Below are 13,952 nucleotides of genomic sequence, written 5' to 3'. Positions count from 1 at the left end.
TAGTCAGGCGTCTTTATAGGTTTGGCCGTGTCGTTCACGGCTACCTGCGTTTACAGTCTCCCGCACGTTAGCCGCACTCGCTCGGCGATACCAAAGCGACCGCACGAGTTTTCTCGCCTGCAGGAAATTCCCCCATATGGACCGAATTACAACCCTCTTGCGTCTCAGGTCGCATCGTTCTCTTTCCAGAATGGATCCACCGAGTTGGAAGCTTACTTCGTCGACCAGATTGGGAGAAGTCGACCACACGCGCATGGAAAACTCCCATGGATGAGAAAAATCCTCATCGATAGGCCTGAACAAATGGCGGCGATGTAGAAGCGACTGTGCTGCCTGCCTGTTGATCAGATAGGCTACCGCACCCGAGGCCGGGTACTTGTATCCGACCAACTGCGTTGCTCCAATCTTGACCGACTCAAACACTTTCTTATGGTTAAAATCGAAGAACTTTACGATGCTCCAAGTGCCTCGATGAGAAATGGCATCGTTTATCGCCTGGATGAATTGCTCGTCATTGCAGATTCTGAAATCGTCCTCAAAAATCAACGCAAAATCGAGCCCCCTGCGCATCGCTTCCTGCCAGATCTTGCGATGTCCGAGATAGACGGAAATCTCGCCCCTCGTCAGTGAGCGCTTGTGAAGAGTCCAATTCAGAAGGCGTGAGTATGCCCGGTCGATGTCGGCGCTGTTTTGATCGATGCCCTGCACGAAATCAAAAGAAATGCCGACGCGGCCCAATTCGTTGGCGGCGTGCGTCCTGCGGGCTCCGCCTGGAGGCTCTACGGTAAGAACGAATACGCCTAGGTTCGGAAAGTCGATTGCACGAAGAGAAGAGCTACCCATGGTCTTTGGCCGCCGATGCCTTCAGAGCCCGTAGCTTTTTCCTCGCGGAAGACGCATAGAGCGAGCGGGGAATTTCGCGAATTTTGGCAAACAGAGATCCGAATCTATAAGCGCCTGTTGTTTCTCCGAATTTCTGATGGGCATATATTTTCCCTGACCCGGTGTATTTTCGACCAAGGAAATGCTCCGGAATAAGGGTATGAGACGGCCAGATAACAATCTCGGGGCGGAGTTCTTCTATAAGCTCGGCAACGAAAAGGTTGCCTGTTTGGCGCCAAGGATGATCAAGCCGCTGCGGCGGTATTTTCGACAGGCGGTCGATGATTTCCCTCAGGAAAGGATGCTTTGGCGCCGACGCCACGATGGGGGCAACCAGTTGTCCCCTTAGAAACTCGTTCTCGTAGACGGTGTAGAGTTCGCCGCCGTCGTCGAACAAATCATCAATGGGATTGACGCAAATACTGTCTGCGCCGGCGATGTAGCCGCCATGCCTGTACAGTATTTCATACCGCAACAAATCGGCGGCGCCCGCATACCATCCCCGCTTCATGTACTCATTGATCTGAGGCCGAGTCCTAAACGTCCCGCCGCTCAAGAAATCATTGTCGTATCGCGTGTAATTCCAGTCGGGGTGCTTGTCGATCCACGTCTGCATCCACTCCATCGGAGCGACCCTGGGTCCAATCCAGATGTGACCGAGATTCCTGGGAATATTCACCTTCTGATCCGCCCGTTTGCGAGGTGAGCAGCCTCTATTCCGCCAAGCGCGATCTTGTCGTTCGCTACGGCGCAACTGCGATCAGCGGGTGTGTGCCAAAGAGGCAGCATCTCCGTCGCCCAGGCGCCGGGTCGTCGGGTGATACGCTTGTCATGTCGCCGGAAGACGGGGTGGGCATCCCCGGCGTCCCACTCGACAAATGTTTCGTCGAGGCCGCAGACCGCAGGTGCATCGGCTTTCCGGCGCGCGAGATTGCAGCCTTTGAGGCGCCGCCAAATGAATGAGCGACGATCCGGCAGTTGATGCGAATGTAGGCGCGCGAACGACGCCGCAACTTTCGCTAAGTCGAGAAATTGTACTGCATCGCGCCAAAAATTGGCACGATCCGCCCCCGCAGGCATTTGCTTTGACACCACCCCGAATTAATCCCCGCTAAATCAATATTGCCGACGGCAGCTGCAGTCAACCGGCGGTTGGTTATTTAGGTATTGCAGCATGCATCAAAACAAGGGCGTAAAGCGCGTCGCCTGAATCCGTTTTCAACGCCACGCGCCTCGGCCGTCAATCGCGCGAATGCGCCATAAGCTGCTGAAATCTTAACGTGATTTTCATTCCGCTTCATTAGCCATTTGGCATTATGAGACATTCCAAGCAGCCTGGCCCGGGTTCCACGCCCAATGGGCAAAGCCAATCCGTGGAAGCCGGGATCCTGCGGGATCAGTTCGCTGATCTGAGGATGGGGCTTTTTATCTCGATGCCCATCGGCACGGTGCTCTCGGCCCTGATCCTGGCCGTTCAGCTGCTCTCCGGTGCCGGCCTTGTGGCGGTGCTGTGGTTTGCGGCGGTCAGTGTCATAAATGGCGCGCGCATAGGACTTGCCATCGCCCAATCGGACATTCCCGCCCAGCCGGACATTCCCGATAGTCGGCCAAAGCCGGTCGCCGCCCGACTTTCTCTTTACGGGCTGTTGGCTCTGGCGTCCGGCATCGCGTGGTCTTTCCTGGCTGTGCTGTCGGATGGATACACCACGCCCCAGGCGCCACTTTATCTGATCGTTCTTGCGGGCCTGTCGGCCGGTTCGGTCACCTACAGCGCGTCATACGCACCGGCTTCGCTCAACTTCATGACGCTGCCGCTTCTGCTCGCCGCCGGATGCGTGTTGGTGAAGGGCAATGTCGAAAATTACGTCCTTGGCTTCACCATCCTGCTGTTTCTCGCAGGAATGATCAGAAGCTCGCTTCTCGGTCAGGCCCGCTTCCGGGAGACGAGCCGTCTCAAATACGAGGCGAGGGAGTTCGCTGCCCGAATGGAACGGAACTCCAGGCGCGATCCGCTGACGAACTTGCTCAACAGGTACGGGCTCGAGCAGGCAATCTCCCGGCTCGGGCATTCAGGAGGCCCGTTCGTGGCCATGCTGATCGACCTGGATGGCTTCAAATCCGTCAACGACACCTATGGTCACAATATCGGGGACGACCTGCTGGTCAGGGTCGCGCGCAGGATAGAGAACCATGCTCCGCCGGGGGCAACGATCGCGCGCATCGGTGGAGACGAGTTCGTGCTGCTCTTTCCCGCCAGCGGGTCCCCGCATTCGACCGACGGACTTGCATCCTTGATCATTGCGGCCATCGCGGATCCGGACCCGGCGCTGAATTCGGTACGCGTCGGCGCCTCGATCGGTATCTACGTGTCGGAGAAACCGCAATTGACGGAGATGCTGCTGCGCGCGGATTTCGCGCTTTATGCGGCCAAGCGCAGCGGCAGGAACGAATACTGCCTCTTCGATGCCGAACTCGACCATGGGCTCGAACGCAAGCACTGCATCGAGCGCGATCTGCGCGGAGCCGTCGAAGCAGGCGCTCTTTGCTCATGGTTCCAGCCCATCGTGCGGCTGGACACGCATGCGGTCGTCGGCTTCGAAGCGCTGCTGCGGTGGCAACACCCGGTCCACGGGGCCATTCCCCCGCCTCAGATCGTCACGGCGGCGCGTGAAACCGGTCTGCTGTCCTTGCTGACGGAGACCGTATTTCTCAATTGCTGCTCGATGATCGAAGAGCTCGCAAGGACGGGGCGCCAGGATGTGCGCGTTGCGATGAATCTGTCGCCACGCGAACTCGAGGCAGGCAATGTCGACGACATGATATTGGGTGGTCTGGAGACAAAGAATGTTCCCGCGGCCATGCTCGAGATCGAGATCACGGAAGAAGCGCCCGTGGATCGCGACCGGGTCGACGAAAAGCTGGAGCGCCTGGCGGACGCGGGCATATCGATCGTGCTGGATGATTTCGGCACCGGCTTTTCGACCCTGGTTTCACTGAAAGACAGCCGTATCCGCAAGATCAAGATCGACAAGGACTTCGTTCGCGATCTGGCCAAGTCCGTCGAAGATCAGGCTCTCGTCAAAGCCGTCATCGATCTCGGGCGAACGCTGGGAATAGAGGTGATGGCGGAGGGAGTGGAAACCGACGCCGATCGCCTGATCCTCCGCTCGCTCGATTGCACGATCGCGCAGGGTTTTCTCTTCTCGGCTGCGCTTCCCATGCACGATGCGCTTGCCTTCGAACCGAGGCATTTCGACAATTCGGCCAAAGCCTCCTTCGATCCCGCAGGGCTCCCGTCGCGCCGAACCGGCAGCGCTGCCTGAGCGATCTCCGCGATAGATCGCTGCATATCAAGCATGCCCTTAGCGGCGCTCGATGCCCGTTGCCGCCAAGCTGCTATCGACGTCAGCCGACATCAGAAACTCCGACAGTTGGTTGGCAGCTTCCGTGTCCCTTGGATCGGCGCTGATGCCAATGGCGAAGTCGATGTAACTTTGGAGTTCCGCCGGAAACCGACCGACAAGCATGACGTCGGGAGCGGCGGCGAGAATCGAAGTCACGGGAACGACCCCCAACTCGGCTTCCCCGCGGGCTACAGCCTGCGCTGTCTGCCCTCCTGATATGCCCACCAGCCTGGGCTTGACCTCACCCGCTATTCCCAGGCGCTCCAGCAAATCGCAGAAGTAGCCGCCGCTGGATCCGTCAGCGGCGTAGGCGATGGATCTGGCGCTCTTCAATGCGTGTTCGAACGCTTTCACGGATCCTATGTCGAGCGGTCGACTGCCTGCCTTGGCTGCCACGCCCATCGATATTCGGCCAAACGCAACCTGGCTCCCTGGCTTGACCCTTCCCAAGGCGGTCAGATCCTGAACCATGTGCTGATTGATGATGACGAGGTCAAAAGCCTCCCCGGCCTCAATCTGCTTCTTTACTGTCGGATTGAGCTCGAACTTGACCGCAACCGTGTATGCAGTCGCTGCTTCAAACCGAGGTATGAGGGCAAGGACGGCGGGTCGGACCGCAACAGCGCCAAAGAGTCGGATTTCCTGATCCATGGCCTAACCTGAAATCGGTCGAAACGACTTTCCTTATATTGCCTCAGACTTGCCATGCAGCAAGCTCCTCCATCACGCGCGCTTTCACCGAAGGTTCGGCGTAGCTCGCCTCTATCGAGGTGGCGGCAAGCTGCCGGATGATTTCACCGTCCCAGGCGAAAGCCGCTGCGCATTGCGCATAGGAATCCTCGAGCGTGGTGCCGAGCAGCTCTGGGTCGTCAGTATTGATGGATACCGGAACGCCGGCTTTGCGCAGCCGATCGATCGGATGTTCGGCTAGCGACGGGTAGACACCAAGCGTCAGGTTGGAGACCGGGCAGATGCCCAACGGGATCTGCCTGTCGGCAAGCAGGCTCACCAGCTCAGGGTCCTCGATCGCACGGACGCCATGATCGATCCGATCGGCCCCAAGCAATTCAAGCGCGTCGCGCACACCTTCCGGTCCGCTCGATTCGCCAGCGTGCACGGTTCGCCGCAAGCCTGCCACGGCGGCGCGACGGAATGCATCCGCGAAGCGTGGCCCGGTGCGGCCGGCGGCAGCTTCATTTCCGTCGATCGACAGGGCGACGACGCGCGGGTGTCTGATCTCAGTGAGCAACCCCACGAGCTCGATCGCTTCCGCCTCCGATTGCGTGCGAAGCAGGCTGATGCAGAGCCCGGCCGGTGGAAATCCATCTTTCTCGGCTGCGGCGAAACCTTCGTCGAACGCCTCGATCATACCGGGGATGTTCCTGCGCCAGTGTCGCCAGTGGGTCGGGTTGACGATGACGTCGGCGTAGCGGACGCCGCTTTTCGCCAGGCGCTGGGAGAGTCTGTAGGCGGTATGCGCCAGTTGGTCGGGCGTGCGAAAGGTGCCGCAGATCCAGTCGAGCATCTCGAGGAAGCTCTTCAGGTCATGCGCCTCGAACAGGCTTTCGCGTGGCCGGCGCAGCGGAATGCCGGCCGTCTCGCAGTTGCCGACGACCTCGTCGGTCTCGATGCAGCCCTCGACATGGATATGCACTTCGGCCTTCGGCAAAGCGATGAAATCGACCATGATGTCTCCTCCCGGCTGACGCCAGCAAAGCACAGGCTGGGCGGCCTGGGTTTCAAGAAATAATTGAAACAAATTGCCCTACGCGCCTGGAAAGCAGAGAAGCTAGAGGAGTGATCCGAGCCGGCAGGGCAGGGCTCGAAGGCCGGTTCTCACCAGATGCTGCCACCGGCGAAAGCTGCCGGCGGCTCGGATGTCAGACCGGCAGCCCAAGCTGCTTTCGCAGGCTCTTGTCGAATGCGGATGCGGGGACGAAACGGCGCAGGAGACTGACCTGGCGCGCCATTTTCCCCGCCGCATAGCGCCGCTTCGGAGCGGGATCGGTCGCGGCCGCCAAAACGGTGTTGGCCACCACTTCGGGCGCATCGCCTTTTTCCATCGCCTTCCTAACGGCAATAGTCATGCCGGCGCGCGCGGCGTCATAGATATCGAGCAACTGGTCCGGCCTGGCCAGATTGTCTTCGAACGAGGTACGGGTATAGGCCGGCTCGACCAATGCGACGCGAATTCCGAACGGCCGCAGTTCGTGGTCAAGCGATTCGGAATAGCCTTCAACGGCATGTTTGGTCGACGAATAGAGTGCGAAATAGGGAGCCGGGATGAACCCCTGGACCGAGCTCAAGTTCACGATTCTGCCCGTTCCTTGACGTCGCATTGTCGGCAGCACCTCGTTGGTCATTCGGATGACGCCGAAGACATTCACGTCGAACAGCGCCTGGGCCTGCGCGGTCGAGGATTCCTCGGCGCCGCCGAGCAGGCCCATGCCGGCATTGTTGACGAGCAGGTCGATGCGCCCGGCATCGGCCAGCACCTCCTCGACCAGCTTCGCCACGGACGCGTCATCGGTCACGTCGCAGGTCAGCATGGTGATGCCGTCGGATTTCTTGGAGACCGCGCGACGGCCGGTTCCGAACACGCGAAAGCCCGCCTTCTGCAGGGCCTTGGCCGTTGCATGGCCGATACCGGAGGATGCGCCTGTGACGATGGCGACGCCGGGACTGCTCTTGTTCATGGAGATCACTTTCCTTGGTTTGGTTGGATTGGAGAAGCAGGAAGTCCGGAGCGAAAGCGTCAGCCGGGAGCGGCTCGACCGTTCGCGCCTTGTCCATCCCAGCGCCGAAACAGCGCGCTGGCGTTGACGCCTCCGAAGCCGAAACCGTTGGCGATCGCGTAATCCATCTCCATCGGCCGGGCCCGGTTGGCCACGAAATCTATCCCGTCGCCCGCCGGATCGGGGGCGCTCAGATTGAGGGTCGGCGGCGCCACCTGGTCCCTGAGCGCCAGGATCGTGAAGATCGCGCCAAGCCCGCCGGCTGCCCCGAGCAGGTGCCCTGTCGCCGACTTGGTTCCGCTGACGGCGATCGAGAAATCCGCGCCGAAGACGCTCTTGATCGCTTCGATTTCGCCCAGGTCGCCGACCGGCGTCGAGGTGGCGTGCGCGTTGAGGTGGCGGACCGCTCGCGGTGAAATGCCGGCCTGGGCGATCGCGATCTCCATGGCGCGACGCGCGCCGTCGCCGTCCTCGGGGCCGGAAGTGACGTGATGCGCATCCGCCGTCGTTCCGTAGCCGACGACCTCGGCCAGCGGTTTCGCGCCGCGCGCCAGCGCATGGCTCAATTCCTCGATGACCAGGATGCCGGCGCCTTCGCCCATGACGAAACCGTCCCGCGACATGTCGAACGGACGAGAGGCCTGGTCGGGACGGTGATTGAAGGAGGTCGAAAGCGAGCGCGCCGCTGCAAAGCCGCCAAGGCTGACGACATTCATGCAGGCTTCCGTGCCGCCGCACACGGCAATGTCGGCTTCATCGGCGCGGATGATACGGGCCGCATCGCCGATCGCCTGGATGCCGGCTGCGCATGCCGTCACTGGCGCGCCGAGGTGGCCTTTGAAGCCGTAGCGGATCGAAATGTGGCCCGCCGCCATGTTGACCAGGAAAGACGGCACCGTGAACGGCGAAAGACGCCGCACGCCGCGCTGGTCGACTGTCCGCACCGCCTCGGTTATGGCGGGGAAGCCTCCGACACCTGAAGCGATGATCGTCGCGGTGCGGATCCGATCCTTTTCCGAGACCGGCTTCCATCGCGCCTGGGCAAGCGCCTCTTCCGCCGCGGCCAGCCCGAAGAGAATGAAGCGGTCGATTCTGCGCTGATCCTTCGGCGCCACGAAGGCATTCGCATCGAGGCCGGCTTCGGGATCTTCCTCCAGCGAGGGAACCACGCCGCCGATCTTCGCGGGCAAATCTCCCACCATTTCGTCCGCGAGCCTGCGGATGCCGGAGCGGCGGGCCAGGAGACGCGACCACGACGTCTCGACATCTGCGGCCAGGGGCGTGACCGCGCCCATGCCTGTAACGACTATCCGTCGCATCTATTCTCCTATCAATCTCGATCGCCAGCCACCGCGCCGTTCAAGCGGTGACGGCGTCGCGAACCTGTTCGGTCGCCGAATCCAGAAAGGCCTGAGCGAGGTGAGGGTCGTTGACGACGCGCGATATCATCAGCGCACCGACCATCGTCGAGAGAATGGCCATGGCCTTGCTATTGGGCTCGCCATCGGTCGCGGCAATCATGCGGCCGATGATTTCCAGATGCTCCCTGATGCCGGCCTCGAACGACGCTTTCACGTCTGTCCCCTGCCTGGCGGCATCCGAGCCGAGCGCCGCGACCGGGCAGCCGTCCATCCTTTCCTCGCGATGGTCCATACTGAGGTAGAATGCGGCCACCGCCCCAAGGGGATCGCCAGGGTTGGCTGCCGTCGCCGCCGCCCATCGGTGGGCAGCGCTCTCCATCGCCCGCTTGGACGCCTGTGCGGCCAGGTCCTCCTTCGACGCGAACTGCTTGTAGAAGGCGCCTTGGGTCAGCCCGGCGCCCTTCATCAGATCCTTGAGGCCGATGCCGTCGAAACCGTGCTCCCGAAAAAGCCGGCTGGCCACATCGATCACGGTTTGCCGGTTCTGCTCAGCCTGAATGCGGCTCACACGCATCGTCGATCTCCATATTTAGATTGCGTACTAAATCTATGCCTCAATTAGAGACCGAACGCAATCTATCAAGAGGAGGATGCGAAACAGGTGGCTCGCTGCGTGATCGGTGTGGTGGTTTGCCGCGGGTGAATATGTCTCTCTTTTTTAGATTGCGCCTGAAATCTAAATGGTATAGAGTTCGATCACAATCTAATAAGAGGAGATACGACGATGACCCGCAGAACCCTGGGCACTTCGCTTCTGGCCGCGCTGGTTATGGCGACGCCGGCCCTTGCCGAGGAAGCCACCATCGGACGCCCCATTGAAGCCGGCAGCTTGCACAACGGACGCCTCGACATGGTGGTCTATTACGTCCCGATCGACAGCGGTCTCCTGGAGGTGACCGCCACCTTCGCGCCGAAGGGCGGCGGCGATCCTCAGCGCGTCGTCATGGGCCTCGCCGACCGCGACTCCGTGGCCTTCTCCATGCCGGGCTACCGGGGCTCGCTCTACGCGTTCTCGAGGTCCGGCGAGAAGGTGACGGTCTCGACTGAGACGAACATGCATCCGCGCGCCGACGCGCAACCGGACTGACCAGTCCGACTGATCGCAGTCTGCCGCTGCCGGCCGACGCGCAGGACCACAGCGTAGAATGTGAACGCAATCCATTTCGATATGAGGCGATGGGCATGAAAAAGAGATCGGTTATTATGCTGGGTGCGATCCTCATCACGGGGTCAGGGGCGATCGCGGTGTCAGGGGCGACGGCATTCGACACATTTGCCAATCCCGCGCAGGAGGCTTCCGCCGCGAGCGACCCGAGGCAGGAGCCGCCCGTCGTCAGGCTGGCGACGGCGGCGCTGGTGAGCGGTTCCGAACGCAGCTTCACGGGCATCATAGGGGCGAGGGTGGAGAGCAATCTCGGCTTCCGCGTCCCCGGCAAGATCGTCGAACGGCTCGTCAATGTCGGCCAGCAGGTAAAAGCCGGTCAGCCGCTGATGCGGATCGACGACACCGACCTTCGCCTGGCGCTCACGGCAAAGCACAATGCCGTCGTTGCCGCGCGTGCGATCGTCGTTCAGACGGAACCGGATGAACGGCGATACGCCAATCTGCTGAAAGATGGATGGGTTCCCCGGCAGCGCTACGAGCAGGCAAAGGCCGCGCTGGACACGGCCACGGCCCAGCTCGCCGCCGCCGAGGCGGATGCGAAGGTCGCGGAGAATGAGGCGGCCTACGCGGTCCTGCTGGCGGACGCCGATGGAACGGTGGTCGATACGCTTGGCGAGCCGGGCCAGGTCGTCTCCGCCGGCCAGACTGTGGTCCGGGTCGCCCAGGCGGGCCCCCGCGAAGCGGTGGTCGCGCTTCCCGAAACGATCCGGCCGGCGATCGGCTCGGTGGTCGACGCCAGCGTATATGGCGGTGATGAGCAGCGCCATGCGGCGCATCTGCGGCAATTGTCCGACTCCGCCGATGCCCAGACCCGCACCTATGAGGCCCGCTATGTGCTTGACGGCGAGGCAGCCGCAGCGCCGCTTGGCGCGACGGTAACCATTCGGCTGGCAACGCAGGCGAACGAGCCGGAAGTCCAGGTGCCGCTGGGAGCCGTGCTCGACGACGGCAAGAAGACCGGCGTTTGGGTCTTGGACAACGCAACGTCGACCGTGCACTTTCAACCCGTCAAGCTTGTTCGTGTGACGGGCGAATCCGCCGTGATCTCCGGATTGAGCTCCAGCGATCGGTTCGTCTCGCTCGGCGCTCATCTCTTGCAGGAGGGCGCTCGCGTCAGGACTGCGTCCGAAAGCGGGAGCAACTGACCATGAACCTCAATCTGTCCGCGATCGCCGTTCGCGAACGCGCCGTCACTCTGTTCTTCATCCTCCTGCTGGTGGCCGCCGGCGCCTATGCCTTCGTCATGCTCGGCCGGGCGGAGGACCCCAACTTCACCATCAAGACCCTGACGGTCACGACGGCGTGGCCGGGCGCGACGGCGCGCGAGATGCAGGACCTGGTCGCCGAGCCGTTGGAGAAGCGGCTTCAGGAGCTCACCTGGTACGACCGGCTGGAGACGACCACGCGGCCGGGCTATGCGTATATGACGGTCACGCTGAAGGACAGCACGCCGCCGTCCGCCGTGCAGGAAGAGTTCTACCAGGCCCGCAAGAAGCTCGGGGATGAAGCCCGCAACCTGCCGTCCGGCGTCTACGGCCCCTTCGTCAACGACGAATATTCGGACGTCAGCTTCGCCCTCTACGCGCTGAAGGCCAAAGGCATGCCGATGCGTGATCTGGCAAGGCAGGCCGAGGCGATCCGACAGGACCTCCTGCATGTGCCCGGCGTCAAGAAGATCAACATTCTCGGTGAACGTCCCGAACAGATCTTCGTCGAGTTCTCCTACGCCAAGCTGGCGACGCTCGGCGTGTCGGCACGGGATATCGTTGCCGCCTTGCAGCGGCAGAACACAGTCACGCCGGCGGGCTCTATCGACACTGAGGGGCCGCAGGTCTTCATCAGGGTCAATGGCGCTTATGACAGTGTCCAGGCGATCGCCGACACGCCGATCGTCGCCGCGGGGCGGACGCTGAAGCTTTCCGACATCGCCGAGGTCCGCCGCGGCTATGAAGACCCTCCCACCTACCTCATCCGCCGCCAGGGCAAGCCCACCATCATGCTCGCGGCGGTCATGCAGGAGGGCTGGGATGGTCGCGCGCTCGGCAAGGCGCTGGAGGACAGGACGGCGGCCATCGTACGGACATTGCCGCTCGGGATGACGCTCGACAAGGTGTCCGACCAGGCCGTCAACATTACCTCGGCGGTTGACGAGTTCATGATGAAGTTCGCGATGGCGCTCGGCGTCGTGCTGCTGATCAGCCTGCTCAGCATGGGCTGGCGCGTCGGCATCGTCGTGGCGGCCGCCGTCCCCCTGACGCTCGCCGCCGTGTTCCTCATCATGCTGGAGACCGGCCGGTTCTTCGACCGCATCACGCTCGGCGCCCTTATCCTGGCGCTCGGCCTTCTCGTGGACGACGCCATCATCGCTATCGAGGTGATGGTGGTGAAGATGGAAGAGGGCATGGACCGCATCAGGGCGGCCGCCTATGCGTGGAGCCATACCGCGGCGCCTATGCTGTCGGGAACGCTGGTGACGATCGCGGGCTTCCTGCCGGTGGGCTTCGCTCGCTCGACGGCTGGCGAATACGCCGGCAATATCTTCTGGGTCGTGGGGTTCGCGCTCATCGTCTCCTGGATCGTCGCCGTAGTCTTCACGCCCTATCTCGGCGTCAAGATGCTGCCCGCGATCAAGCCGATCGACGGCGGTCACCACGCGATCTACGACACGCCGAACTATCGGCGCCTGCGGCGGCTCATCACCTTTGCGGTGCGCCACAAGTTCGTGACCTCCGGTATCGTCGCCGTCGCCTTCGCGCTTTCCGTTGTCGGCATGGGCGCCGTCAAGCAGCAGTTCTTCCCGACCTCCGACCGCCCGGAAGTGCTCGTCGAGGTTCGCCTGCCGGAAGGCACCAGCATCGAGACGACGACCGCCACGGTCGAGAAGCTCGAGCGCTGGCTGGATGGCCAGCCCGAGGCCAAGATCGTCACGAGCTATGTCGGCCAGGGCGCCCCGCGCTTCTTCTTCGCGATGGCGCCTGAACTGCCCGATCCCACCTTTGCCAAGATCGTTGTGCTGACCCCGAACGCCGAGGCGCGCGAGGCGCTGAAGCATCGGCTCCGGGAGGCGGTGGCGCAAGGGCTCGCGCCGCAAGCCAACCTCCGGGTCACGCAGCTCGTGTTCGGTCCCTACACGCCGTTCCCGGTCGAATTCCGGATCATGGGACCTGATCCCGCGCAGCTCTACAGCATCTCCGAGAAGGCCCTCGACATCATGCGGGGCGTCCCGGACGTGCGGCAGGCCAACCGCGACTGGGGCAATCGCACGCCCGTGCTTCGCTTCGTTCCGGACCAGGATCGGCTGAACCTCATCGGCCTGTCGCCGGCCGAGGCGGCCCAGCAATTGCAATTTCTGCTTACCGGCATCCCGGTCACGCAGGTCCGCGAGGACATCCGCAACGTCCCCATCGTGGCCCGCAGCGCCGGCGGCGAGCGGCTGGATCCATCGCGTCTGGCGGACTTCTCGCTGATGAGCCGGGACGGCCGGCAGATTCCGCTCGACCAGATCGGCCATTCCGAAATCCGTCTGGAGGAGCCGATCCTGAAACGCCGCGACCGCACGCCGGTCATCACGATCCGCTCCGACATCAACGAAGCGACCCAGCCTCCGGAGGTCTCCAAGCAGATCATGAAAGCTCTTCAGCCGCTGATCGCATCCCTTCCGGCCGGTTATCGCATCGAAATGGGCGGATCGATCGAGGAGGCTGAGAAGGCCAACACCGCGTTGGGCAAGATCTTCCCGGCCATGATCGCCGCCATGCTGATCGTCATCATGCTGCAGGTGCGATCCTTCTCGACCATGTTCATGGTAGTGCTGACGGCGCCACTTGGCCTCGTCGGCGTCGTGCCGATGCTGCTTGCCTTCAACCAGCCCTTTGGCTTCAACGCCATTCTGGGCCTGATAGGACTGGCCGGTATCCTGATGCGCAACACGCTGATCCTGACCGAGCAGATCAAGGAAAACCAAGCCGCCGGCCTGGATGACTATCACGCCGTCATCGAGGCCACGGTGCAGCGTGCGAGGCCGGTGATCCTGACCGCGCTTGCCGCGGTGCTGGCCTTCATACCCCTCACGCACTCCGTCTTCTGGGGATCGATGGCCTTTACGCTGATCGGCGGCACGGCGGTCGGCACGGTGCTGATCCTGCTCTTCCTTCCCGCGCTCTATATCGCGTGGTTCCGGATCAAGCCGACGGCGGATGAGACCCCTGAGGATTTGACGCATGAACCGGAACTGAGGCTGGCGATGGCCGCGGAATAGGGCTCGGTTGCCGCAGGACAAGGGTCAAGTTTCCGCCCGCAGGATTTGTCCTGCGGGCGGGACGATCTTCCCGTTACAGATGATCGT

Annotated in this window: 11 protein-coding genes; 4 read left to right on the top strand and 7 right to left on the bottom strand. The window is 62.1% G+C overall.

All coding sequences use genetic code 11. The features are described 5' to 3' along the window. Nucleotides 1–3: 3 nt before the first annotated feature. Nucleotides 4–843, bottom strand: coding sequence for a glycosyltransferase family 25 protein (locus ABID26_RS00605; protein ID WP_354413278.1), 840 nt, complete (start codon nt 841–843; stop codon nt 4–6). Beyond that, entirely contained in the window at nt 836–1,498 is a 663-nt protein-coding gene (locus ABID26_RS00600; RefSeq protein WP_354413275.1) for a glycosyltransferase, read from the bottom strand. The genes ABID26_RS00605 and ABID26_RS00600 overlap by 8 nt, the downstream gene beginning before the upstream one ends. A 757-nt stretch (nt 1,499–2,255) precedes the next feature. On the opposite strand from ABID26_RS00600, the gene ABID26_RS00595 reads away from it, so the two are divergent. Continuing rightward, complete coding sequence (locus tag ABID26_RS00595) at nt 2,256–4,205, top strand: putative bifunctional diguanylate cyclase/phosphodiesterase (protein WP_354413273.1); 1,950 nt, start codon at nt 2,256–2,258, stop codon at nt 4,203–4,205. A gap of 39 nt (nt 4,206–4,244) precedes the next feature. Here the strand turns inward: ABID26_RS00595 and ABID26_RS00590 are convergent, their stop codons facing one another. From ABID26_RS00590 to ABID26_RS00570, 5 genes are all read right to left on the bottom strand, one after another. Beyond that, nucleotides 4,245–4,937, bottom strand: a complete 693-nt coding sequence (locus ABID26_RS00590; RefSeq protein ID WP_292344335.1) for a molybdate ABC transporter substrate-binding protein — start codon at nt 4,935–4,937, stop codon at nt 4,245–4,247. 43 nt (nt 4,938–4,980) lie between these two features. Continuing rightward, a complete protein-coding gene (add, locus tag ABID26_RS00585) occupies nt 4,981–5,973 on the bottom strand; it encodes an adenosine deaminase (protein WP_292344334.1) in 993 nt (330 codons plus the stop codon). Nucleotides 5,974–6,166: 193 nt separating this feature from the next. After that, nucleotides 6,167–6,982, bottom strand: a complete 816-nt coding sequence (locus ABID26_RS00580) for an oxidoreductase (protein ID WP_292300879.1) — start codon at nt 6,980–6,982, stop codon at nt 6,167–6,169. 59 nt (nt 6,983–7,041) lie between these two features. Beyond that, nucleotides 7,042–8,340 carry a beta-ketoacyl-ACP synthase II gene (fabF, locus tag ABID26_RS00575; protein WP_292344333.1) on the bottom strand — a complete coding sequence of 433 codons (1,299 nt, stop codon included), beginning with the start codon at nt 8,338–8,340 and terminating at the stop codon, nt 7,042–7,044. Between the two features lie 40 nt (nt 8,341–8,380). Continuing rightward, on the bottom strand, nt 8,381–8,956 hold the full coding sequence (locus ABID26_RS00570) for a TetR/AcrR family transcriptional regulator (RefSeq protein WP_292344332.1): 576 nt from the start codon (nt 8,954–8,956) through the stop codon (nt 8,381–8,383). A 210-nt stretch (nt 8,957–9,166) separates the two neighbouring features. On the opposite strand from ABID26_RS00570, the gene ABID26_RS00565 reads away from it, so the two are divergent. The 3 genes from ABID26_RS00565 (at nt 9,167) to ABID26_RS00555 (ending at nt 13,865) form a co-directional block, all read left to right on the top strand. Continuing rightward, nucleotides 9,167–9,529 carry a hypothetical protein gene (locus ABID26_RS00565; RefSeq protein WP_292344331.1) on the top strand — a complete coding sequence of 121 codons (363 nt, stop codon included), beginning with the start codon at nt 9,167–9,169 and terminating at the stop codon, nt 9,527–9,529. 95 nt (nt 9,530–9,624) lie between these two features. Then, the gene (locus tag ABID26_RS00560) at nt 9,625–10,752 is read left to right on the top strand and encodes an efflux RND transporter periplasmic adaptor subunit (RefSeq protein WP_292344330.1); all 1,128 of its coding nucleotides are present in this window, start codon (nt 9,625–9,627) and stop codon (nt 10,750–10,752) included. A 2-nt stretch (nt 10,753–10,754) separates the two neighbouring features. Then, a complete protein-coding gene (locus tag ABID26_RS00555) occupies nt 10,755–13,865 on the top strand; it encodes an efflux RND transporter permease subunit (RefSeq protein ID WP_354413268.1) in 3,111 nt (1,036 codons plus the stop codon). Nucleotides 13,866–13,952: the final 87 nt, after the last annotated feature.

This window comes from Mesorhizobium shonense, assembly GCF_040545255.1.
In the GTDB taxonomy this organism is placed as follows: Bacteria; Pseudomonadota; Alphaproteobacteria; order Rhizobiales; family Rhizobiaceae; genus Mesorhizobium; species Mesorhizobium shonense.
The sequence above is the reverse complement of the archived record's forward strand: the minus strand, read 5'-3'. Positions and strand labels throughout refer to the sequence as shown.